16 protein-coding genes are annotated in these 22,911 nt (G+C 74.4%); 7 read left to right on the plus strand and 9 right to left on the minus strand.

The features are described 5' to 3' along the window. The first annotated feature begins 38 nt into the window (after positions 1–38). Together EV372_RS17355 and EV372_RS17360 are read left to right on the plus strand one after the other, a co-directional pair. Complete coding sequence (locus EV372_RS17355) at positions 39–2,051, plus strand: glycosyltransferase family 2 protein (RefSeq protein WP_130396822.1); 2,013 nt, start codon at positions 39–41, stop codon at positions 2,049–2,051. Further along, positions 2,048–3,703, plus strand: coding sequence for a glycosyltransferase family 2 protein (locus EV372_RS17360; protein ID WP_130396823.1), 1,656 nt, complete (start codon positions 2,048–2,050; stop codon positions 3,701–3,703). Before EV372_RS17355 ends, EV372_RS17360 begins: the two co-directional genes overlap by 4 nt. Before the next feature lie 88 nt (positions 3,704–3,791). Here EV372_RS17360 and EV372_RS17365 read toward each other — a convergent pair whose 3' ends face one another. The 4 genes from EV372_RS17365 to EV372_RS17385 all read right to left on the minus strand — a co-directional run bounded on the left by EV372_RS17365 (position 3,792) and on the right by EV372_RS17385 (position 8,392). Then, complete coding sequence (locus EV372_RS17365) at positions 3,792–4,247, minus strand: MaoC family dehydratase (RefSeq protein ID WP_013151674.1); 456 nt, start codon at positions 4,245–4,247, stop codon at positions 3,792–3,794. 208 nt (positions 4,248–4,455) lie between these two features. Next, positions 4,456–5,613 carry an enolase C-terminal domain-like protein gene (locus tag EV372_RS17375; protein WP_130396824.1) on the minus strand — a complete coding sequence of 386 codons (1,158 nt, stop codon included), beginning with the start codon at positions 5,611–5,613 and terminating at the stop codon, positions 4,456–4,458. 188 nt (positions 5,614–5,801) lie between these two features. Beyond that, complete coding sequence (gene ald / locus EV372_RS17380; RefSeq protein WP_130396825.1) at positions 5,802–6,923, minus strand: alanine dehydrogenase; 1,122 nt, start codon at positions 6,921–6,923, stop codon at positions 5,802–5,804. Between the two features lie 251 nt (positions 6,924–7,174). Continuing rightward, the gene (locus EV372_RS17385) at positions 7,175–8,392 is read right to left on the minus strand and encodes an amidohydrolase family protein (RefSeq protein ID WP_130396826.1); all 1,218 of its coding nucleotides are present in this window, start codon (positions 8,390–8,392) and stop codon (positions 7,175–7,177) included. A 461-nt stretch (positions 8,393–8,853) separates the two neighbouring features. Here EV372_RS17385 and EV372_RS17390 point away from each other — a divergent pair, with 461 nt between their 5' ends. Then, the gene (locus tag EV372_RS17390; protein WP_130396827.1) at positions 8,854–11,043 is read left to right on the plus strand and encodes a bifunctional copper resistance protein CopD/cytochrome c oxidase assembly protein; all 2,190 of its coding nucleotides are present in this window, start codon (positions 8,854–8,856) and stop codon (positions 11,041–11,043) included. 218 nt (positions 11,044–11,261) lie between these two features. Here the strand turns inward: EV372_RS17390 and EV372_RS17395 are convergent, their stop codons facing one another. The 5 genes from EV372_RS17395 to EV372_RS17415 all read right to left on the minus strand — a co-directional run bounded on the left by EV372_RS17395 (position 11,262) and on the right by EV372_RS17415 (position 17,516). Further along, positions 11,262–11,690 carry a hypothetical protein gene (locus EV372_RS17395; RefSeq protein WP_130396828.1) on the minus strand — a complete coding sequence of 143 codons (429 nt, stop codon included), beginning with the start codon at positions 11,688–11,690 and terminating at the stop codon, positions 11,262–11,264. 47 nt (positions 11,691–11,737) lie between these two features. Further along, positions 11,738–14,725 carry an AAA family ATPase gene (locus tag EV372_RS17400; RefSeq protein ID WP_130396829.1) on the minus strand — a complete coding sequence of 996 codons (2,988 nt, stop codon included), beginning with the start codon at positions 14,723–14,725 and terminating at the stop codon, positions 11,738–11,740. Continuing rightward, on the minus strand, positions 14,725–15,882 hold the full coding sequence (locus EV372_RS17405; protein WP_130396830.1) for an exonuclease SbcCD subunit D: 1,158 nt from the start codon (positions 15,880–15,882) through the stop codon (positions 14,725–14,727). The genes EV372_RS17400 and EV372_RS17405 overlap by 1 nt, the downstream gene beginning before the upstream one ends. Before the next feature lie 103 nt (positions 15,883–15,985). Beyond that, complete coding sequence (locus EV372_RS17410; protein WP_130396831.1) at positions 15,986–16,645, minus strand: O-methyltransferase; 660 nt, start codon at positions 16,643–16,645, stop codon at positions 15,986–15,988. A gap of 157 nt (positions 16,646–16,802) precedes the next feature. Further along, a complete protein-coding gene (locus EV372_RS17415) occupies positions 16,803–17,516 on the minus strand; it encodes a metal-dependent hydrolase (RefSeq protein ID WP_130396832.1) in 714 nt (237 codons plus the stop codon). A 402-nt stretch (positions 17,517–17,918) separates the two neighbouring features. Here EV372_RS17415 and EV372_RS17420 point away from each other — a divergent pair, with 402 nt between their 5' ends. From EV372_RS17420 to EV372_RS17435, 4 genes are read left to right on the plus strand one after another with little or no spacing between them, the layout of a single operon-like run. Next, positions 17,919–19,802 carry an ABC transporter substrate-binding protein gene (locus tag EV372_RS17420; RefSeq protein ID WP_130396833.1) on the plus strand — a complete coding sequence of 628 codons (1,884 nt, stop codon included), beginning with the start codon at positions 17,919–17,921 and terminating at the stop codon, positions 19,800–19,802. Further along, on the plus strand, positions 19,799–20,869 hold the full coding sequence (locus EV372_RS17425; RefSeq protein WP_130396834.1) for an ABC transporter permease: 1,071 nt from the start codon (positions 19,799–19,801) through the stop codon (positions 20,867–20,869). Before EV372_RS17420 ends, EV372_RS17425 begins: the two co-directional genes overlap by 4 nt. Further along, positions 20,866–21,888, plus strand: a complete 1,023-nt coding sequence (locus EV372_RS17430; protein WP_130396835.1) for an ABC transporter permease — start codon at positions 20,866–20,868, stop codon at positions 21,886–21,888. Before EV372_RS17425 ends, EV372_RS17430 begins: the two co-directional genes overlap by 4 nt. Then, positions 21,885–22,907, plus strand: a complete 1,023-nt coding sequence (locus EV372_RS17435; RefSeq protein WP_130396836.1) for an ABC transporter ATP-binding protein — start codon at positions 21,885–21,887, stop codon at positions 22,905–22,907. Before EV372_RS17430 ends, EV372_RS17435 begins: the two co-directional genes overlap by 4 nt. The last annotated feature ends 4 nt before the right edge of the window (positions 22,908–22,911 follow it).

Here is a 22,911-nt window from a genome sequence, read left to right on the forward strand (position 1 = left end):
CCCCGCCGAGCCCCGACCGACACACCCGAGGTCACCCGATGATTACCACCGCCCTGCGGCAGGCGCTGCGCGCCCGTGGCACCGAGGCCGCCGTGCTCTGCCACGCGGGTGCCGACACCCGCTCCGTCCTGGCCGAGCTGCCGCTACGCCCCGACGACATCCTGGTGGACCTGGACGCCCACCCCCTGGGCCAGCCCCTGGAGCTTCCGCGCGCCTGGATACGGGACGAGGAGCCCGAGGTCGGTCTGGTCGCGGTCGTGGCCGCCACGACCACCGACCTGCACCGCGCCCTCACCGTCTCCACACACCTTCCCAGAGCCGTGCACATCGTGGTCGCCATGGTCGCCACGTCCGGCCACCAGGAGCCCCCGATCCCGGCCTCCCCGGGCATGGGCCAGTGGCGCGAGCTCCAGGAGGTGCGGGTCCGCCGCGTCAACAGGAACGGCTGGCTGTGCGAGCTGTTCTTCCCCAACGGGATGGACACCGTCCAGGTGGTCGACGCCGTCGTGCACGGCACCCGGGGCCGGCGCCGGGGACCGGCCACCGCTCCGCTGGCCGTCCTCAACGGGCCCGAGGCCGCCCTGTGGCGGCCGGGCGACACCGGCGTGCGGGGCGTGGAGGCCCAGGGGCCCGTCCCGCTGCGCCGGGTGACCCCCGTGGGGGACCTGGCGCTGCGCGTGTCCGACGACGTCGCGCGGCCCGAGTGGACCGACCCGGTCGTCCCCGTCCTGGACCGCGCCACCACCGCCGCCGGCTCCTGGGCCCGGATCTGCGGGCCGGACGGGCACGTCCGGGCCCACGAGGCGGTGCCGGACACCGCGCACGCGGTCGCGCCCGTGGACGAGCTCACCGTCAACCCCACCGGGTTCACCAGGGTCAAGGACGGGAACCTGGCCGACCTGACCGTCCACGGCCCCCACGCCGTGGTCAGGGAGGGCGGCAAGGACCTGGTCACCGTCGCCGCGGACGGCACGGTCACCGACGTCGACCTGGCACGCCTGCGCCACCTGCGCGGGATCAGGGTGGACTGGTCCGGGCACACCGGACCCAGCGCCGCCGTACGCGCGGTCGCCTCCCTGGCCGCCGGCGGGGTACCTCTGCTCAGCGGCGAGGTGCCCGCCTGGGCGTCGGGCCTGGGCACGCCGCTCACGGACCTGATCACCGGCGCCCGCGACGAGGACCTGCGCGACCAGCTGCGCCGTGAGGAGTACAGCGTCCGCCTGCGCCGCACGGCCCTGCGCGCCCACGGCCAGCGCTCCCGCTGGCGGGCCCTGGGGGCGGAGGCCGGGATCCCCCTGCCCAGGGAGCCCCGGGTGTCGGTGATCCTGTGCACGCGCCGCCCCGAGATGGTCGGGTTCGCGCTCGCCCAGATCGCCCGGCAGCGCGACGTGGAACTGGAGGTGGTCCTCACCCTTCACGGGTTCACGGCGGACCTGCCCGAGGTGCGCCCGGCGATCGACGCGTTCCGGGAGACGGGGCTGCCGCTGGTCCTGCACGAGGCCGACGCGGGCCAGATCTTCGGCTCGGTGCTCAACGACTCCGTCGACCGCGCCTCCGGAGACCTGATCTCCAAGTGGGACGACGACGACTGGTACGGCCCCGACCACCTGGCCGACCTGCTGATGGCGCGGACCTACTCCGGCGCCGAGCTCGTGGGCACCGGACAGGACTTCATCTACCTCCAGGAGGTGGACCTGACCGTCTGGCGTAACCGCAGGTCGGAGGCGGCGACCCGGTTCATCGCCGGGGGCACGATCCTCACCGACCGCGTGGTGATGGAGGAGATCGGCGGCTTCCGGCCGCTGCCCCGCGCCATCGACACCCAGCTGCTCCTCGCCGTCATCCGGGGCGGCGGCCGCATCTACCGCGCCCATGGACTCGGCTACGTGCTCCGCCGCACCGGCGGCGGGCACACCTGGTCCGAGGACATGGCCTTCTTCCTGCACAACCACACCCAGCAGTGGTTCGGCTGGCGTCCGAGCGCCATCGTGGAGGGCGAGCCCTCGCCCCTCGGCCAGCCCGCCACCGAGTACACGGGGGAGATCCGTTGACCACGCTTGACATGACTCCGGAACCGGTCTCCGGCGACCGCGCGTCCGCTCCGCTCCTGCCCCGCGCGGAGATCGACTACCGCGACCAGCCCCGCGCGCGGCGCAACGACTACTCCGTGCTCCAGCCGCCCGCGATCGGCGAGTGGACCCCGACCCTGTCGGTGTCGGTGGTCATCCCCGCCCACGGGCACCAGGAAAAGCTCGATCTCGTCCTGGCCTCCCTGTCCGCGCAGAGCTACCCCGCGCACCTGATGGAGGTGATCGTGGTGGACGACGGCACGCCCGAACCGCTCAGGCTCCCACCGGTGCGTCCGGAGAACACCCGGCTGATCACCTCGGCCCCCGGCGGCTGGGGCTCGGCGCACGCCGTCAACAGCGGCGTGGCCGTCTCCTCCGGCCAGGTGGTCCTGCGCCTGGACGCGGACATGCTGGTCTACCGCGACCACGTCGAGTCGCAGATGCGCTGGCACCACCTGGTCGACTACGGGGTCGCCCTGGGCCACAAGTTGTTCGTGGACTTCGACCCGAAGGCCATGACCGCCGAGTACGTGGCCGCCGAGGTGCGCGAGGGGCGCGCCGACCAGCTGTTCGACCGCGAGAGCGCCGACCCGCACTGGGTGGAGCAGACCATCGACGGCAAGGACAAGCTGCGGACCGCCGACCGCCTGGCCTACAAGGTGTTCATCGGCGCCACCGGCTCCCTGCACCGCACCCTGTTCGACGCCGCGGGCGGCCTGAACGGGGAGCTGGTCCTGGGCGGCGACAGCGAGTTCGCCTACCGGGTCTCCCAGCAGGGCGCCCTGTTCGTCCCCGACCTGGACACCAGCAGCTGGCACCTGGGCCGCACCCAGATGCAGACCCGCCGCGACGCGGGCACCCGCTACCGCGCCCCCTTCGTGGCCAACCGGGTGCCCGACTTCCACCTGCGACGCAAGCGCCCCGACCGGCAGTGGGAGGTCCCGCTGGTCGACGTGGTCATGGACGTGGACGGCGCCACCCTGGAGGACGTGGACACCACCGCGTCCGCACTGCTGTCCGGTACGACTCCCGACATCCGGTTGTGGCTGGTCGGCCCCTGGGACGTGCTGGACGAGGGGCGGCGCTCCCCGCTGGACGAGGAGCGGCTCGACCTGCGGCTGATCCGGGAGACCTTCCGGGGCGACCCCCGGGTGCGCCTGGTGGAGGACGCGCCGGGCCACGACCCGCTCGTCAACTTCCAGCTGCGTGTGCCCGCCGGTCCGGCCCTGAGGGAGCGTGCGGTCGTCGAGCTGGTCGACATGGCCAACAAGAACAAGGCCGGGCTGCTGTGCTCTCCCGTGCCCGGCGCCACACGCGGTGACGGCGTCATGCGCCTGGAGCGGATCGCCGCCTACGCCAGGGCCCGCCACCTGTGGCCCGAGGCGACCTCCGAGGAGCTGGACCGCCGGGTGGAGGAGGTCTACGGCACCCACTGGGTCCCCGGGACGGACTTCGTGTTCCCTGAGGAGGGGGAGCGGACCAAGCCCGAGAACCCCGAGACGCTGCGGCGCAAGCTCGACCAGGCGCTCGCCGAGGTGGAGCGCCTGCGCGCCCGGGCCAGGCGCGCCGAGCGCAAGCTGCGCTGGTTCACCCCGGGGCTCACCCGCAGGGCGCTGCGCAAGCTGGCGCGCTGAGACACGGCCCCGGCCGGCGGGAGGACCGCCCGGCCGGGGCCGCGCCCGCACTCCCGGGGCGTCCCGGGCCTTCGCGGGAACGAGGGCCTCAGGGCACCCAGAGGCCGAGCGACTCGGCCACCAGGGCGGGCCGCTCCTGGCCCTCGATCTCCACGGTGTGGGTCGTGGTGACCAGGTAGCCCTTGGGAGTCTCCTGGACCGAGCTGAGCTCGACGCCGTCGCGGATGCGCGAGCCGGACACGACCGGCTGGAGGAAGCGCACCTTGTTGAGCCCGTAGTTGATGGACATGCTCGGCTTCCTCGTCACCGAGATCACCGACTGGGAGAAGTGGGCCAGCATCGACAGGGTGAGGAACCCGTGCGCGATGGTGCCCCCGAAGGGGCCCGCGGCCGCCCTCTCCGGTTCGGTGTGGATCCACTGGTGGTCCTGCGTCGCGTCGGCGAACAGGGAGATCCGGTCCTGGTCGATGGTCACCCAGTCGGTGTGGCCCAGGTGTTCGCCCTGGGATGCGAGCACCTCTTGGATATCGGCGAATACGCGCACCGCGCCTCCACGGTCGTCGGGTCCGGAAACGGGGGCCGGACGGTGCCGCAACTCTACCTAACGCTGTTCGGTTAGGGGAGGAGGGAACCCGGTCGGGCGCGGCGGAGTTCCACTGCGGTTGCTGCGGTTGCTGCGGTTGCTGCGGTTGCTGCGGTTGCTGCGGTTGCTGCGGTTGCTGCGGTCGCTGCGGTCGCGCGGGACTCTCCGGTCAGCGCCGCCGTCGGGCGCCGTTGGCGCGCCCGCGCTCCACGTGGGCCTCACGCGGGCCGTCGGCGTCCACGACCAGGGCCCGGGCGGTGCGCTCGGCCACCGCCGCGCGGTCCACCGTGTGCCCCAGGCCGCTCTCGGTCAGCGGAACCGGCACCACCCCGTCGTGCGCGCGCACGGGCGGGAGCACCAGGTCGCGGCCCCGGCTCCCGGCTCCGGGCATCTCCACCGGCAGCGATGCCCCCGACAGCGAGCCCAGCGCGACCGTCGCGGCGCGGCCGATCCCCGTCACCGCCGACGAACCGCACCACACCCGCCAGCCGGCGTCCACGGCGCGGTCCACCGCCCGGCGGGCCGCCGTGAGGCCGCCCATACGGGCCGGGTCCACGTTCACCGCGCCGCCCGCCTCGGCCCGGATCGCCTCGGTGAGGTCGTCCACCGACTCCAGGGACCGTCCCAGCGCCACCGGCGTGCGCAGTTCCGCGGCCAGCCGGGCGTGCGCGGCCAGGTCGCCCGGGGCGAAGGGGTCCTCGACCGCCAGCAGACCGAGCCCGTCCAGGACGCGCAGCGCGTCCAGGTCGGCGGGGGACTCGGTGTAGCGGCAGCCCGCGTCCGCCTGGAGGACCAGGAACGGGAAGCTCGACTGCACCGCGCGCACCACGTCCGCGTCCCAGCCCGGGGCGATCTCCAGCCGGATCCGCCGGAACCCCGCCCCCACCTGGCGGTTCACCTCCGTGACCACCGACTCCACGGCCACCTGGCGGGGCAGCGTCACCCCGGCGGTGAGCGCGGTGCGCTCCCCGCCCAGGGCGTGCGAGAGCGGGGTGTCGCGCTGGCGGCTCCACAGGTCCCAGCACGCGGTGTCCAGGGCCCCGGCCACCGCCGGGTCCCAGGGCAGATCGGCCCAGGCCTCGCCCGCCTCGGTCGGACGCCGCCAGGAGTGGCCGAGCAGGGCGGGGGCGAAGGCACGGGTCAGGGCGTCCCACTGGGCTCCGCTGGCCTCCGGCAGCTCTCCCCAGCCGCTCACGCCGGCACCGTCGGCCACCCGGACCAGGACGGGGCCGTCGGTGCCGGGGCCCCGGCCGCCGGCCGGGGGCCGCAGCCGGATCAGCTCGAGTTCGACGATCCGGGTCGCGGTCGCCGAGCCGGTGTGTGCCACGCTGTCCCACCTCGGTACTCGTCCTCCCGCGCCCGGCCGCAGAGCCGGACGCGCGGGCTTTCCCCTCGACCGTACCCCCGGCCGACCTGCGCGACCACCCCGAACGGTGCGGTCCGCGCCACCCGTGCGGCCGGGCGGCGCGGACCCCCGGACGGGCTCCGCCCGCGTTCTGCGGGCCGTACCCCCTCCTAGCCCTGGACCAGCACCTCGTCCAGCGGGCGGTGCTTGACCCCGTGCGCCTCGGCGACCGGGGCGGAGACCACGTCGCCGTCGAAGGTGTTCAGGCCCCCGGCCAGCGCCTCGTCCTCGTTCATGGCGCGCCGCCAGCCCTTCTCCGCCAACGCCACCGCGTACCGCAGGGTGTCCTTGGTGAGGGCGTGCGTGGAGGTGTTGGGCACCGCGCCCGGCATGTTCGCCACGCAGTAGAACACCGTGTCGTGCACGTGGAAGGTGGGGTCGGCGTGCGTGGTGGGGCGCGAGTCCTCGAAGCACCCGCCCTGGTCGATCGCGATGTCCACCAGCACCGCGCCCGGCCGCATCCGCGACACCAGCTCGTTGGTCACCAGCTTGGGCGCCCTGGCCCCCGGCACCAGCACCGCGCCGATCACCATGTCCGACTCCAGCACCGACAGCTCCAGCTCGAAGGCGTTGGACACCACCGTCTTGACCCGGCCCTGGTAGAGGGAGTCCACGTGCCGCAGCTTGTTCACGTTCAGGTCCAGCACGGTCACCTCCGCGCCCATGCCCACCGCGATCTGCGTCGCGTTCAGGCCGGAGACGCCCGCGCCGATCACGGTCACGCGCGCCGGGCGCACGCCCGGCACCCCGCCCATCAGCACGCCGCGCCCGCCGCTGGGCCGCTGGAGGGTCACCGCGCCCATCTGCGGGGCCAGGCGGCCCGCGACCTCCGACATCGGGGCCAGCAGGGGCAGGGAGCCGTCCGGCAGCTGCACGGTCTCGTAGGCGATGCCGGTCACCCGCCGCTCCAGCAGGGCTTCGGTGCACTCGCGGGAGGCGGCCAGGTGCAGGTAGGTGAAGAGGGTCTGCCCCTCCCGCATACGGTGGTACTCGGCCGCGACCGGCTCCTTGACCTTCAGGACCAGCTCACCGGCGGCCCACACCTCGTCGGGGGAGTCCAGGACGCGCGCGCCCGCCGCCTCGTACTCGGCGTTGGGGATGGAGGAGCCCAGACCCGCGTCGCGCTCGACGACCACCTCGTGGCCGCGTCGGACCAGTTCGTGGACCCCGGCGGGGGTGATGGCCACCCGGTACTCGTGGTTCTTGATCTCGCGGGGCACGCCGATGCGCACGGTTCCTCCTACGGCTGTCTCCGTTGATACCCCCACTGTGAACTGCGGGGGTGCCCTGGCGCCATCGCCAACATGCATCGCTGTCGGCGATCTTGTTGACAGGGTGTAAGGGCGATGTGTGGTCTGGGACACGGGTACCTGCCCCTGACGCGCGGGCTCAACCCCTCGGGGCCCGACGCCCTGGAAGCCGCCGCCCGGGCGCTCGCGGTCCGGGCGCCGCGCCACGAGACGTCGCGGGTCGAGTCGCCGTCCTAACGGACGCCGTCCGCCGGGCGGCCCGAGATCCACACCCGCCGCACCCGGCCGGTCAGCTCCCGGCCCGCGTAGGGGCTCGGGTCCGCCGGGGGGACCGCCACCCGCGCGCCGGGGTCGAAGGCGACCAGGTCGGCGTCGAACCCCGCCGCGATCCGGCCCTTGCCCACCAGTCCCAGCAGTTCCGCCGGGGCCCGCGCCGTCCACCGTGCGAGGTCGGCCAGCCCCAGGCCGCGCCGGTGCGCCGCCGTCCACAGCGCCGACAGGCTCCACTCCAGCGTGTACAGGCCGTGGGCGGGCAGGTGCCCCGACCCCACGGTGGTGATCGCCGAGTCCCGCGCCAGCAGTGCGCTCCACAGCGCCTTGCGGTTGGCGTCCGAGCGCAGCGGCGGCCGACAGGCGTGCGCGGGCGACTCCGGCCCCAGCGACTCCGAGGGCAGGCACAGGTAGTGCGGGCAGGTGTGCGCCGTCAGCGCCACCCCCACCGTTCCCGCCGCCGCCAGCAGCGCCGCGCACTCGGCCGCGGTGAACGACCCCACGTGCGTGCGCGTCCCCACCGCGCGGGCCGCCGCGATCACCCGCTCCAGCCCGCGCCGCTCCGCCCGGGGCGGCCGGTGCTCCGCCGCCGTCGGCGGGGTCCCCAGCTCGGCCGCGTCCTCGGCGTGCACCAGCAGCACGCTGTCCAGCGCCGCGAGTTCGGCCATCGCCTTGCGCAGCTGGGCGTCGTTGAGCGCCGCGATGTCCGGGGCGCCCCCGTCCGACAGCGAGCAGTGGAAGGCCACCGCCCCGGCGGCCTGGAGGTCGGCCAGGTCCAGCGGGCCGGTTCCCGGGGCCACCCCGCCCAGGAACAGCACCGGCACGGGGGACAGGGCCGCCGCGCGCTGGTGCGCCCCGAGGGCGTCCGCGCAGGTGAGGGCGGGCCGTACCGGGGCGGGGGAGGCCACCACGCAGGTCACACCGCCGCGCAGGGCGGCCGTCCCCGTCCGGCGGTAGGACTCGGCCAGGTCCTGCCCGGGCACGTGCGCGCCGGTGCCGACGTCCACCGCGCCGGGCAGCAGGGCCACGTCGCCGAGGTCGGTCGTCTCGTGGGCGGGCATGCGCGCGCCGTGGGCGCCCACGGCCTCGACCCGCCCGTCGCGCACCCCGACCGAGGCGGGCCGGACCCCCTCGGGGAGGACCACGCGCGTGGACCTGACCACACTGTCGTACACGGCCATCCGCCGTCCCCTTCGCTGCGCTCGCTGGAGGATGTGCTGAGAGGCGCCGCGGGCGACCGCGGCACGGGAGGGGAGGCCGGACGCCGAAGGCGGGGAAACCGTCGTCTCGACCGGATACGAGCGTATCGCGAAGAGCCCCTCCGCAAGGGGGGAATCCGACATCCCGGCCCCGGCACCGCCGCCCCGCCGGACGGGCGAGGGGCGCCGCCGCCCGCCTCCCGTGACCGCCCTCCCGACCGCCCCGGCACGGCCCGCCCCCACCTGCGAGGGCGCCCCGGATCCGCCAGCGGGGGTGTACGGGGACGCCCGAGTCCGACACTGTGTAGTAGACGGACTAACCTTGGTCGAGGTGTTCCTCCGTGCGCGGCCCCTGCCGGAAAAGTCCCGGACAGCGGCGAGGCGGTCACACGGCCAAGGGCGCTGACCAGCCAGTTGCAACGAGACCGACGACGGAGTGGCGCGTGGCTCCTCCCGCACAGAACCAGAAGTCCCCCCTCAAGGAACACCATGACGACGCCCCGGGCACGGGACGGGCGCCCCTCTTCGCCGCCGCGGCCGCCGCCCTGTGCCTGACCGGCCTGAGCCTGACCCTGGTCCTCGGCGGAGCCGCCTTCCCCGAGGTCATCCCGGGGCTGCCCGACGCCGGTGAGGCGGTCCGCTGGGGCCTTCCGCTGGCCAAGGTCACCATGGACGCCTCCGCGGTCGTGGCGATCGGCCTGCTGCTGCTCGCCGCCGTCCTGCTGCCCTCCCACAAGGGCAGGCTCTCCCCGCAGGCGACCTCCTACGTGCGCGCGGCCAGCTGGGCGGGCCTGGTCTGGGCCCTCGCCGCCGTGTTCACCCTGTACTTCCAGGCCGCGGAGTTCCTGGCCCGCAAGGTCGGCCAGATCAGCGTCGACGAGGTCACGGCCTACGCCGGGTCGGTCTCGGGCGGCATCGCGCTGATGTTCGTCGTCCTGCTCACGACCGGCATCGCCCTGTTCGGCCGCACGGCCACCACCGCCACCGGCGGCCTGTGGCTGCTCGTCCTGGCCCTGGCCGCCACCACGCCTCCCGCGCTGACCGGCCACTCGGCCTCCTCCGGTTCGCACGAGCTGGCCGTGACCGGGCTGGCCCTGCACGTGATCTCCATCAGCGTGTGGGTGGGCGGCGTGGCCGCGCTGACCTACCACGCGCTGCGCCGCGACGCCCAGGACCCGTCGGTGGCCGCCAACCGCTTCAGCCGCCTGGCCCTGTGGGCCTACGTCGGCGTGGCCGTCAGCGGCGCGGCCAGCGCGCTGGCCCGCCTGTACTCGATCGGGGACCTCGTCGCCACCGAGTACGGCCTGATCATCCTGGTCAAGGTCATCCTGTTCGGGGTCCTGGGCGCGTTCGGCTACATGCACCGCGAGTTCGTCTTCAAACGCCTGGACGACTCCCCGCAGGGACCGGCGGGCGAGGCCTTCCGGCGCCCGCTGTTCCTGCGCGCGGCGCTGGCCGAGGTGCTCATCATGGCCACCGTCATCGGCGTGTCCGTCGGCCTGGGGCGCACCGCGCCGCCCCCGCCGCTGGAGGGCACCGTGGACCCGGCCGCCGCCATCCTCGGCTTCCCCGTTCCGCCGCCCATGACCGCCCAGACCCTGCTCACCCTGTGGCGCCCCGACCTGTTCTTCATCATGATCGTGGTCGTCGCGGGCGGGCTGTACGCGGGCGCCGTGGTCCGGCTGGTGCGCCGGGGCGACTCCTGGCCCGTGGGGCGGACGGTGGCCTTCGCGGCCGGGCTGCTCACGATCGTGGTCACGCAGCTCACCGGGTTCGCGACCTACTCCATGGTGCTGTTCTCGACGCACATGATCCAGCACATGGTGCTGTCGATGCTCACCCCGATCCTGCTGGTGCTGGGCGCACCGATCACCCTGGCCCTGCGGGCGCTCAAGCCCGCCGCGCGGCGCGGGGACCGGGGGCCGCGCGAGTGGCTCAACCTGTTCCTGAACAGCCGCTTCTCCAAGGCGGTCACGCACCCGGCGATCGCCGCCCCGCTGTTCGTGTTCGGCCCCTACGCGCTGTACTTCACGCCGCTGTTCGGCACGCTGATGAACGACCACCTGGGCCACCTGTTCATGGGCGTGCACTTCCTGCTGGTGGGCTTCCTCTTCTACTGGATCATCGTGGGCGTGGACCCGGCGCCGAGGAAGGTGCCCTTCCTGCTGCGCATCCTGCTGCTGCTGGTGGTGATGGGCTTCCACGCCTTCTTCGGCATCACGATCATGATGCAGTCCGAACCCCTGGCGATGGACTACTACGGCCAGTTCGACATCCCGTGGCTGGAGGACCAGGCCGCAGACCAGTACGCGGGCGGCGGCGTCGCCTGGGCGCTGGGCGAGATCCCCACCGCGCTGGTCATGATCGCGCTGGTCCGGCAGTGGTCGCGCGACGACGAGAAGCAGGAGCGCCGCCGGGAGCGCCACAGCCGCCGGGACGGCTCCGACGACGCCGACATGGACGCCTACAACGCCTACCTGGCCGAGCTCGAACGCCGCTCGCGGGGCGGGACGGCGGCCGCGGCCACCAAGGCCCCGGAGGCGCCGCCGCGCACCGGTGAGGAGCCGCAGGCGCGGAGCGCGCCGGCGGCCGGGGACGACGACCCCGACCCCGCCGCCGGCAAGGGCGGCTGAACCCGCACGCGGGGGCGCACCGGCCGGTGCGCCCCCGCCGTCGTCGCGGGCCCGACCGGAGCACGCCGCCCCCTGGCGCCGGGGCGCACGGCGGTGCCGGCCCGGCCCCGTGAGGAGGTTCCGCCTCGGAGCCGACATGCTCGCGGACGAGCCCGGGGCCGGGCCGAGGTCCGCCGCGCCGTCGAGGCACGGGGCGCGCGGAGACAGGGGGTACGGGGTCAGACGACCAGGGCGGCCACGGAGGCCCCCACCAGTCCCAGGGCCAGGCAGACCAGCAGGGCCGCGGCCACCAGCGGCAGGGAGGGCCGCAGCGCGGACACCGCGGACTGGCCGCCCCCCGAGGACTGGCGGCGCGCCACCATCGGCAGCATGACCACGTTCACCGCGGACACGACGGCCGCGACGCAGGCGGACGCGGCGAACCCCGCCCAGAAACCGGACCCGGCGGCCAGCGCGTTGGCCGCGGCCAGCGTCGGCAGCGCCACCAGCACCACCACGGAGGCGATCCCGAACGCGGCCCGCGACCGGGGCGAGGCCCCGCGCGAGCTCCCGGAGACGACGAGGAGCAGACCGAGCAGGGCCGCCATCAGGATGGCGCCCACGACTCCGAACACGGCGATGTTGACCAGCGAACTCACGCTCGCCATTGTCGCACCGAACCGCGGACGCCCGGATCCGGGGTGGACGTGCGCGCTCAGCCGGTGTGCTCCACCCGCGAGCCCGCCGCCGTCTTGACCACCCTCAGGCGGGTGGACACCCTCTGCCGCAGGTCGGCGACGTGGCTCACCACGCCCACCGCCCGGCCGCCGTCCCGCAGCCGGTCCAGGACGTCCAGCACCTCCTCCAGGGTGTCCTCGTCCAGCGTGCCGAACCCCTCGTCCACGAACAGCGTGTCGATGTCGGCGCCGCCCGCCTCGGCACTGGCCACGTCGCCCAGCCCCAGGGCCAGCGCCAGCGAGCTGAAGAACGTCTCCCCGCCCGAGAGCGTGGCCGGGTCGCGCTCCACACCCGTCCAGGCATCGACCACCCGCATGCCCAGGCCGCCGGCCGAACGCGCCCGCCCGTCCCCGGCGGCCTTGTCCACCGTGTACCGCAGCTCGTACCGGCCGTCCGACATCGTCACCAGGCGGTCGTTGGCGGCGGCCACCACCTGCTCCAGGCGGGCCGCCAGCACGTACGCCGACAGGCGCACGTTGTCGGCGTTGTCGGAGGAGGTCCCGGCGGTCAGGCCGCGCAGCCCCTCGGCCACCGCGTAGCGGCGCAGCGCCGGTTCGCAGTCCCTCAGCCGCAGGTCCAGCTCCCCGCGCAGGGAGGCGAGCCGACGCGCCCGCTCCTCCAGCATGCTCCGCCAGGCCACCGCGCGGTCGGCGGCCTCCGACGCGGTCCGCGCTGCGCGGGCCAGCTCCTCAAGGTCGGGGACGGGCAGCTCCCCGGCCGCGGTCAGCTCCGGGTCGGCCAGCGACGCCTCGACCGCGGCCAGGGCGTCGTCGAAGGAGCGGGCGCGCTCGCGCAGCGCGCGGCGCCGCTCCTCGTCCAGCGCGGCCTCCCACACCCCGGCCTCGTCGGCGAAGCGGGCGTCGGCCCGCTGCCGCTCGGCCTCGGCGACGGCGGCGCGCAGTTCGTCGGCCGCGCGGTCGCGGTTGACGGCCGCCTCGGCCGCCGCGCGCAGCAGGTCGGCCTCGCCGCCCAGCCTGGCGATCCGCTCGTCCAGCCCGGCGTCGTCCCCGCGCGCCCGGTCCAGCAGCGCGGTCAGCCTCCCGTGCTCGCGGACGGCGTTGTCCCGGTCGGCCCCGACCTGGGCCTCCTGCCGGACCAGCTCGCCCTCGCGGGTGCGGGCGCGCTCCAGGTCGCCGGTGGTGCGCTCCAGCTCCTCCTCCACCCGCCGGGCCTCACCGGCGGCGGCCCGGGCCTCCGCCAGCGCCGCGGTGTGCGCCTCCACCTCCTGGCGGGCGGTGTCGGCGGTGGCGTCCTCGGCGCGCTCCCGCGCGGCGGTGCGCCGCTCCCGCAGGGCCACCGCGGCGCTCTCGGCCTCCGTGCGGCGCGAGGCCGCGGCGTCGGCGGCCGCCTGGGCCCGCCGCTCCTCCTCGGCCGAGACCAGGCCCTCGCCGGAGGGCAGGGCGGGGGAGGGGTGCTCCACCGACCCGCACACCGCGCACGGCTCCCCGTCGGCCAGGCCGGACGCCAGTTCGGCGGCCATGTGGGTGATCCGGCGCTCGCGCAGGTCGAGGGCGCGGTCGCGGGCGGCCTGGGCCCCGTCCACGGCCTCCCGGTGGCGCTCCTGAGCCTCCGAGAGCTCCCGGCCCAGGCGCTCGTACTCGGCGGCGGCGTCGAGGCGCCTGCGGGCGGCGGCCAGGGCGGTCTCGGCGGCCCCCTCCTGCCCGGCCTGGTCGTGGAGGCGCCGCAGCTCGGCGGTGAGCGCCTCCACCCGCGTGGGGAGGGAGGCGGCCAGCGCGCGCTGGCGCTCCAGCTGCGCGGCGATCTCGTCCAGGCGCCCCGTGAACGCGGTGACGGAGCGGCCCAGGGACCGGCGGCGCTCGGCGTCCGCGCGCAGCGCGTCCAGACGGGCCAGCTCGTCCCGGCGCTCCCGCTCGGCGGCGCCCAGTTCCTCGCGGGGCACCGCCTCGTCGGACCGCGCGGAGAAGCCGGGCAGCCCGCCCACCAGCGCCAGGTGGTCGGCGACGGCGAGTTCTGCCTTGTCCAGCTCGGTGCGGCGGTTGTCGCGGGCGCGCAGGAAGGGCAGCACGGACTCGGCGCGCTCGGCGTCGTCCAGCTGGGCGTCGAGCGCGGCCCGCCACGCGGTGTGCTCGGCCAGCTGGGCGCGGCGCCCGCGGGCGGCGGCCAGCCGCTCCTGGAGCGCGCGCAGCTCACGCCCCTCGGACAGGGCGCGTTGGGCCTCCTCCCGGGCCCCGGTGAACTCCCCGGCCACCCGCCCGGCGTCGTGCGCGGTCGCGGCGGTGACGCAGGCCAGCTCCGCGGCCCAGGCCGACAGCTCCTCGGGCGGTTCGGGGGCCCGGGACCCGCCGACCTCGGCGATCCGGTCCGCGACCGCGCGCACCTGGGCGTTGGCCGTCCGGACCTCGTGTTCGAGCCGTTTGGCGTGCGCCCCCAGCCACGTCTCCACGTCCCGGAACAGCCGGGTGTTGAAGATGCGCTCCAGGGACTCGCGGCGCTCCTCGGACTTGGCGCGCAGGAACCGCGCGAAGTCGCCCTGGGGGAGCATGACGGTCTGGCAGAACTGCGCGAGGGTCAGGCCCAGCAGGTCGCCGACGAACTGCCCCGCCTCGTCGGGGCGGGTGGTGACGCCCTCCCACCTGCCGCCGGTGAACTCCTTGACGACGACCTTGGTGTTCTGCGACACCGTGCCGGTGCCCCGCTTCTTGGGGCGGTCCCAGCGCGGCTTGCGCTCGATCCAGATGCGGCGCCCCTGGACCGTGAACTCCAGGACCACCCTGGGCTCGGCGTCCAGCGGGGCGTGGTCGCTCTTGGGTGAGCGGTCCTTGCCGCGGGCGCCCGGCACGTTGCCGTACAGCGCGAAGCACACCGCGTCCAGCACGGTGGTCTTGCCCGCGCCGGTGGGGCCGTGGATGAGGAAGAGCCCGCCCGCGCTGAGGCGGTCGAAGTCCACCTTCTCTGTGCCCGCGAACGGGCCGAACGCCTGGACGGTGAGGGTGTGCAGCCGCATCAGCGCGTCCCCTCCTGGAGCCGGACCTGCTCGACGGCGGTGTTCACGAGGGCCTCCTCCTCGGGGGTGGCGGGGGTGCCGCGGGCCCACTCCACGAAGTCGCCGACCACCTGGCGCTCGCTGCGGTCGGCGACGGAGGCGGCGATCGGACGGGCGTCGGGGGCGCCGCCCTCGGGGGCGAAGTCCAGGACCAGGACGTGCGGGAAGCGTTCGCGCAGCCGGTCCATGGGGTGGGCGGGGCGGCGCGGGTCGGTCAGGGTGATCTGGAGCCAGTGGCCGGTGCGGGACTCCCACTCCGGACGGGTGAGCAGGTCCTCGATCCGGCCGCGGACACGGGCCAGGGGGCGGGGGACGGGCGCCGCGGCGAACTCGGCGCCCGCGAGGCCGTCGGCGTCCAGGTCCACCAGCCAGTAGCCCTTGACGTGGTGCTCCTCGGAGAAGGAGTAGGCCAGCGGGCTGCCCGAGTAGCGCACGGACGGGGTGATGGTCTGCCGCCCGTGCAGGTGGCCCAGGGCCACGTAGTCGACCCCGTCGTAGACCGGGACCGGCACGTGCGAGGCGCCGCCCACCGAGATGTCGCGTTCGCTGTCGGAGGGCTCGCCGCCGGTCACGAACGCGTGCGACAGGACCACCGACCGGGTGCCGGGCCGCTCGGCGAGGTCGGCGCGCACCAGGTCCATGGCGTGCCCGAGCGCCGCCGCGTGCCCCCGCTCGGGCAGGTCCCAGTGGTGGCGCGCGATCTCCGGTTCCAGGTAGGGGATGCCGTAGAAGGCCACGGGCCCGTGCTCGTCCTCGATGACCACGGGCGTGCCGACGCCGTCCAGGGAGCTGCGCAGGTGGACGCCGGAGGCGTCGATGAGGCCGGTGGCGAAGGACATCCGCGCCATGGAGTCGTGGTTGCCGCTGATGAGGACGGCCCGGGCCCCGGTCTCGCGGATCCGGCCCAGGGCGCGGTCGAAGAGCCGGACCGCGTCCACCGACGGCAGGGCGCGGTCGTAGAGGTCCCCGGCCACGACCACCACGTCGACCCGGTGTTCGCGGATGGTGTCGACGAGGTGGTCCAGGAAGGCCGCCTGGGCGTCGATGAGGTTCTCCCGGTGGAAGGAGCGGCCCAGGTGCCAGTCCGAGGTGTGCAGCAGGCGCATGGCACTGGACATTACCGAAGCCCGGCCCTCGGCGTGCGGGACGAGAGCCGTCCTGTGGACAACCTCGGGGGCCGGCGCCCTCCGCGGCGCGTCGGTGCTTCGGAACGCCGGGGCGTCAGTGCTTGCGGGCGAGGGTGAGGCCGTCGCCGATGGGCAGCAGCACCTGTGTGACGCGCTCGTCGGCGACCAGCCGGTCGTTGAAGTCGCGGATCCCCCGTACGGCCGCCGAGGTGTTCTCGCGGTCCACGACCCGCCCGTGGGAGAGGGTGTTGTCGGCCAGGATCAGGCCGCCCGACCGGACGCGGGGGACCAGCTCCTCCCAGTAGCCGACGTAGCCCTCCTTGTCGGCGTCCACGAAGGCCAGGTCGAAGCGCGGCTCCTCGGGGAGCTCCCGCAGCGACTCCAGGGCCGGGCCCAGCCTCAGGGTGATCCTGTCCGCGACCCCGGCGCGCTCCCAGTACCGCCGGGCCACGGAGGTCCACTCCTCGCTGACGTCCAGGGCCAGGAGGCGGCCGCCCTCGGGGAGGCCGCGCGCGAAGCAGATCGACGAGTAGCCGGTGAAGGTACCGATCTCCACCACCTCCCGCGCGCCGCAGATCCGCGTGAGCATCGTGGTGAAGGCGCCCTGCTCGGGGCCGATCTGCATGCCCCGGTGGTCCGGGAACAGCCGGGCGGTCTCCTCGGCCAGGTCCGCCAGGACCTCGTCCACGGGCTCGCTGTGCTCGACGACGTAGGCGTGCAGTTCGGGGCTGAGGCCCTCTGTGGATCGTGTCACGCCCGACAGCCTAGGCCAGCCGGGGCCCGGCCGACAGGTGCCGGGCCGTCGCGGGGAGGGGCGCGGGCGCGGACCCGGCGGCAGCGGGGCGCGCTCCGGGGCCTGGCGCGGCCCTCCGGGGCGTCGGCGCGGGGGCGTCCCCGCACCCCGGACCCGGTCAGTACTCGGGCAGCAGCGCGGGCCAGTCGAACAGGTAGATCGTCCCCACGATGACGCCGATGGTCAGCAGCGGGGTGACGAACTTCTGCTCGACGGGGCCGTCGGTGACGAAGCCCTTCCCCTGCCCGAAGCGCTTCTTGAAGAAGGGCCAGAAGATGGGCACGCCCATCTTGGTGATCATGTCGCCGAAGAAGTGCAGGACCACGCCGAAGGCCACCGCCAGGCCCAGCCAGCTGTAGTTCACCCCGGAGGTGAACAGCGCCAGCGTGATGCCCGCCGTGGCCATCGCGTTGATGACCCCCGACGCGACCTTGTTCTTGTCCAGGCCGAAGCCCAGGCCCTGGAGGGCGATGCCGATCAGCAGGAACACGAAGACCTGGACGGCCAACTGGGACCACAGCGCCAACAGCTGTACCAGCACGCCCATGAGCACCGCGAAGAAGAACGAGTGCGTTCCCATCCGGTGCCCGCCGAACAGGAAGCCCAGCATGCCGCTCAGCACCTCGGTGACCTTGCCGTAGGTCTTGGTCACCGTGGCGCTCTTGTGGTCCAGATCGGGCAGCAGGGCCGCACCGGCACAGACCAGGGAACCGGCGACGATCTCACCGGGACCCAGGTGGAAGCTGAGTCCGAGGAATTCCCTGCCCTGGACCAGCGGAACGACCGCCATCCAGCCGACCACGCCGCTCAGTGCGTGCGAGTGCCCCATCATGGCGGGAACCGTAGCGGAGTACGGCATTTACTGCCAACGCGGGGTGTCCGCCAACGGCGCGCCGGTCACCCAGCGCACACGGCCGGTGCCTTCGCCGCCCTCCCGGCGGCGCCCCTTCGCCACCCAACGTGTACCCGCGGCCCCTCTCCGTGGGAACGCGGGCCCGCCGTGCGCCCCTCCGCGCCGGTCGCGCGCTCCGGCCGCCCTTTTCCCGCGTGTCCCGGACATTTCCGGTGACGGTTTCCGGACGCTTTCACGGCGGCGTTCTTCAGACCGAATCCAAACCGATGTCACGGCGCTCCACGAAGGTCATTGACGCTCGTCGTCGTCCGTTGGTAAACAACCACCAACCCCCAGGTGGCGTGCCACCGACCCACGATCCTCTGACAGGAGGGGCCGCACATGAACGCCCACCACCCTCCCCCCGGTCCCCCCGTGCGCCGCACCGTCCCTCCCCACGCCCCTTCCGCCAGCGCGTTCCCGCGCCGCACCGCCGCCACGGCCGCCGCGCTGCTCCTCCTGGCGGGCACCGCCGCGGCCCCCGCCGCCGCGGACACCTCCGACGGCCAGACCCTCAGCATCGCCACCTCCCAGCAGGTGGACTCCTTCAACCCCTTCACCGCGCAGCTCGCGATCACCACCAACGTCCTGCGCCACGTCTACGACTCCCTCGTCACGATCGACCCCCAGACGAACCAGCCCGCCCCCTCCCTCGCCGAGTCCTGGGAGTCCAGCGACGACGGCCTCACCTGGACCTTCCACCTGCGCGAGGGCGTCCGGTTCTCCGACGACGAGCCCCTGACCGCCGACGACGTGGTCTGGACCTTCACCACCATGATGGAGAACGAGGCCGCGGCGGTCGCCAACGGCAACTACGTCTCCGGCTTCGACACGGTCACCGCCGAGGACGACCACACCGTGGTCGTCGAACTCGACGAGCCGCAGGCCACCATGACCTCCCTCAACGTCCCGATCGTCCCCAGGCACGTCTGGGAGCCGGTCCTGGAGCGGGAGGGCGACGCCTTCGCCGACTACGGCAACGAGGACTTCCCGACCGTCGGCAGCGGCCCCTTCGTCCTCACCGGCCACGACCGGGGCCGCTCCATCACCCTGGAGGCCAACCCCGACCACTGGCGCGGCGCACCCGCCTTCGAGCGGATCGTCCTGCGCTACTACTCCGAGAAGGACGCGGCCGTGGAGGCGCTGCGCAGCGGCGAGGTCTCCCTGGTCTACGAACTCACCCAGGCGCAGGCCGCCGCCCTGGAGTCGGCGCAGGACGTCCAGGTCAACATCGCCGACGGCAAGCGCTTCCAGGCCTTCACCATCAACCCCGGCGCGGTCACCCAGGACGGGGAGGAGTTCGGCGACGGGCACCCCGCCCTCGCCGACCGCACCCTGCGCCAGGCCATCGTCATGGCCATCGACAACCAGGAGATCGTCGACAAGGCGCACGGCGGCGAGGCCGTGGCCGCGGGCGGCTACATCCCGCCCCGCTACGAGGACTTCCACTGGGCGCCCGAGGGCGAGGAGGCCGTCCTCGACTTCGACCCCGAGGCGGCCAACGCGATGCTCGACGAGGCCGGCTACGAGCGGGGTGAGGACGGCGTGCGCGTCTCACCCGAGGGAGACCGCCTCGAACTGCGCATGCACGTCCACCAGGACCGGCCCGACAACGTCAACACCGGGCTGGTCGTCGTCGAGCGCCTGGCCGACATCGGCATCGAGGTGGAGAACCTCACCGTCGACCCCGGCGTGCTCAGCGACGCCCTCTTCGCGGGCGAGTACGACCTCATCTTCACCGGCTGGACGGTCAACCCCGACCCCGACTACGTGCTGAGCATCCACACCTGCGGCGCCCTGCCCACCGAGCCGGGCACCATGCAGGGCGACGCCTACTTCTGCGACGAGGAGTACGACGAGCTCTACGAGGCCCAGCTCGCCGAGTACGACCGCCAGGCCCGCGCGGAGATCATCCACCAGCTCCAGGAGGTCCTCTACCGCGAGGCCGTCGTGAACGTGCTGGCCTACCCCAACATCATGGAGGCCTACCGCACCGACCACATCGCCTCCATCCAGTACGAGCCCGCCGAGGGCGGCAACATCTGGGGCCAGGACGGCTACTGGGCCTGGTGGTCGGCCGAACCCGCCGACGAGCGGACCGCGGGCGCCGCCTCCGGTCCCTCCGCCGGGGTCTGGATCGGCGTCGGGGCAGCCGTGCTCGTCCTCGCCGCGGTCGGGGGCTTCCTGCTGCTGCGCCGACGTTCCACCATGGAGGACCGCGAGTGACCACTGCTCCCACCGCCGCGGGAGGCCCGCCCGAGGAGGAAGCGCCCGCCGCCCCCTCCCCGGTCGAACCCGCCGGACCGGGCCGCGCCCGGCGCGCCGTGCGCTACGTGGCCGGACGCCTGACGACCGCGGTGGTCTCCCTGGCCGCCGTGGTCGTCGCCGGGTTCTTCCTCTTCCGGATCCTGCCCGGCGACCCCGTCCGCGCCATGACCGAGGGCCGCGAGGTCACCGCCGAGCAGCGCGAGGAGCTGCGCCGCCAGTTCGGGCTCGACCAGCCGCTGTGGCAGCAGTTCCTCGACTACGCGCTCGGCCTGCTGCGCCTCGACCTGGGCGAGTCCTTCCAGTACCACGAACCCGTCGCCGAACTCATCCTGGACCGGCTCGGCCCGACCATCCTGCTCGCCGGGACCGGCACGGTCATCGCCGCGCTGCTGGGCCTGTTCCTGGGCGCCCGGGCGGGATGGAGGCCGGGCAGCCGCTCGGACCGGGCCAACACCGCCGTCGCCCTGTTCTTCTGGTCGGTGCCCACGTTCTGGCTCGGCCTGCTGCTCATCGTCTTCCTGGCCTCGGGACGCGGGTTCGTTCCCGGCATGTTCCCGACCGGCGGCATGGTCGACCCCCGCACCGGCGGAGGCCTGGAGACCGTGCTGAACACCGCCTGGCACATGGTGCTGCCCGTCACCACCATGGTCGCGGTCATCTACGCCCAGTACCTGATGATCATGCGCTCCTCGCTCATGGACGAGAAGGGCGCCGACTACCTCACCACCGCGCGCGCCAAGGGCCTGCGCGACGCCCTGGTGCGGCGCAGGCACGCCGTGCCCAACGCCCTGCTGCCCACGGTGACGCTCCTGTTCCTCAACCTCGGACAGGTCGTGTCCGGGGTGATCCTCGTGGAGACCGTGTTCTCCTGGCCCGGCCTCGGACAGCTCTTCTACTCCGGCCTGCGCGTACCCGACCTCGGCCTCGTCCAGGGCCTGTTCGTGGTGTTCGCGGCCTCGGTGATCCTCATGAACCTGCTCGCCGACCTGGTGTACCCGCTGCTCGACCCCCGGGTGCGCCCGTGAACGCCCCCGCCGGGACGCCCGGCAGCCCGAGCGACGGGGAGAACGGCCCCTCCGCCCGGCCGGAGGGCGCCGCCACGGCGACCGCGCCGCCGCCGACGGCCGCACCGCCCCCGCCCCGCGTCCTGGCACGCAGACGCCGCCAGGAGGCCCTGCGCCGCTTCGCACGCGAGTACACCCGCAACCGCGCCGGACTGGTCGGCCTGACCGCACTGCTGGCCATCGGCGCCCTGGCCCTGACCGCGCCGCTCTTCGTCGACCAGGCCGACCTCACCGTCACCGGCGCGCCGGGCACCGCCTACGAGGAGCCCAGCGCGCGGTTCCCGCTCGGCACCGACAACTTCGGCCGCTCCATCCTGGACCTGGTCATCTGGGGCTCACGGGTCTCGCTGACGGTGGGCTTCCTGGCCACGGCCGTCTCCGTGGTCCTGGGCACCCTGGTCGGGGTCACCGCCGGGCACTTCGGCGCCTCCGGCGGCCCCGCGGGGCGGTTCGTGTCCTCCGCGCTCATGCGCGTCACCGACTGGTTCCTGGTCCTGCCCACGCTCGTCCTGGCCGTGGCGCTGGCCGCCGTGCTGCCGCGCGGCACCGGGACCATCATCATCGCCATCGGCCTGACCGTCTGGCCCGCCACGGCGCGCCTGGTGCGCGCCCAGACCCTCGCGGTGGAGGCGCGCCCCTACGTGGAGCGGGCCCGCGCCCTGGGCGGCGGCCACGGCCACGTCATGCTCTGGCACGTCCTGCCCAACGTCATGCCGGTCGTGCTCGCCCAGACCACCCTGCTCGTGGCCACCTCGATCATCGCCGAGTCCACGCTGGCCTTCCTGGGCGTGGGAGACCCCACGACGATCTCCTGGGGAGGCATCCTGGACGCGGCCCGCAACGCGGGCGCGATCAGCTCCGGGATCTGGTGGTACATGGTTCCGCCCGGCCTGGCGATCGCCGTGGTCGCGCTCTCCTTCACACTGTGCGGCCGGGCCCTCGAATCCGTCATCAACCGGCGACTCCGGGAGCAGCGTTGACCTCCCTCCTCGACGTCCGCGACCTGCGCGTCACCTACCGCACGGGCGGCGGCGACATCCCCGCCGTGCGCGGCGTGGACCTGTCCCTGGACCCCGGTGACACCCTGGGCCTGGCGGGGGAGTCGGGCAGCGGCAAGTCCACCGTCGCCCTGGCCCTGCTGCGCCTGCTGCCCGAGACCGCGCGCATCTCCGGCGAGGTCCTGCTGGAGGGCGAGAACGTCCTGGACATGCGCTGGGGCCGCCTGCGCGCGGTCCGCTGGGCGGGCGCCTCCATCGTCTTCCAGGGCGCCATGCACTCGCTCAACCCGGTCCGGCGGATCGGACAGCAGATCGCCGAGCCGATGAGCGTGCACGGCACGGTCCCCGAGGCGGAGGCGCCCGCACGCGTCGCCGCACTGCTCGAACAGGTCGGCCTTCCCGCCTCCCGCGCCCGCGACTACCCCCACCAGCTGTCGGGCGGGCAGCGCCAGCGGGCCATGATCGCGATGGCGCTGGCCTGCGAGCCGCGCCTGGTCATCGCCGACGAGGCCACCACCGCCCTGGACGTGATGATCCAGGCCCAGATCCTGGCCCTGCTGCGGCGGCTCGTCGCCGAGCACGGCATCGGCATGCTGATGATCAGCCACGACCTGTCGGTCCTGGCCTCGACCTGCGACCGGGTCGCGGTCATGTACGCGGGCCGGGTCGTGGAGCAGGGACCGGCGCGGGAGGTCGTGCACGAACCCGCGCACCCCTACGCCAGCGCGCTCAGCGCCGCCTTCCCCCGTATCGGCGACCCGGCCTCGCGCCTGGCGCCCCGGGGCCTGCCCGGCGACCCGCCCGACCCGGCGGAACCGCCCTCGGGCTGCGTGTTCCGGCCGCGCTGCGCGGTGGCCGAGACCGTGTGCGCCACGGTCGACCCGCCCCTGTGGCCGGTGGACCCCGACACCGAGGGCGCGTCCACCAGGCAGGCGGCGTGCGTGCACGTGGGCCCCGCCCGGCCGCTGACCGCCACCGGGGACGACGGGGGCCGTCCGTGACCGC

It is taken from the genome of Nocardiopsis sp. CNZ308, from assembly GCF_004217075.1.

Coding starts and splice junctions, on each gene's coding strand:
- EV372_RS17355 (WP_130396822.1), top strand. CDS start 39: ATGATTACCACCGCCCTGCGGCAGGCGCTGCGCGCCCGTGGCACCGAG.
- EV372_RS17385 (WP_130396826.1), bottom strand. CDS start 8,392: ATGGCCGTGTACGACAGTGTGGTCAGGTCCACGCGCGTGGTCCTCCCC.
- EV372_RS17395 (WP_130396828.1), bottom strand. CDS start 11,690: ATGGCGAGCGTGAGTTCGCTGGTCAACATCGCCGTGTTCGGAGTCGTG.
- EV372_RS17400 (WP_130396829.1), bottom strand. CDS start 14,725: ATGCGGCTGCACACCCTCACCGTCCAGGCGTTCGGCCCGTTCGCGGGC.
- EV372_RS17405 (WP_130396830.1), bottom strand. CDS start 15,882: ATGTCCAGTGCCATGCGCCTGCTGCACACCTCGGACTGGCACCTGGGC.
- EV372_RS17415 (WP_130396832.1), bottom strand. CDS start 17,516: ATGATGGGGCACTCGCACGCACTGAGCGGCGTGGTCGGCTGGATGGCG.
- EV372_RS17420 (WP_130396833.1), top strand. CDS start 17,919: ATGAACGCCCACCACCCTCCCCCCGGTCCCCCCGTGCGCCGCACCGTC.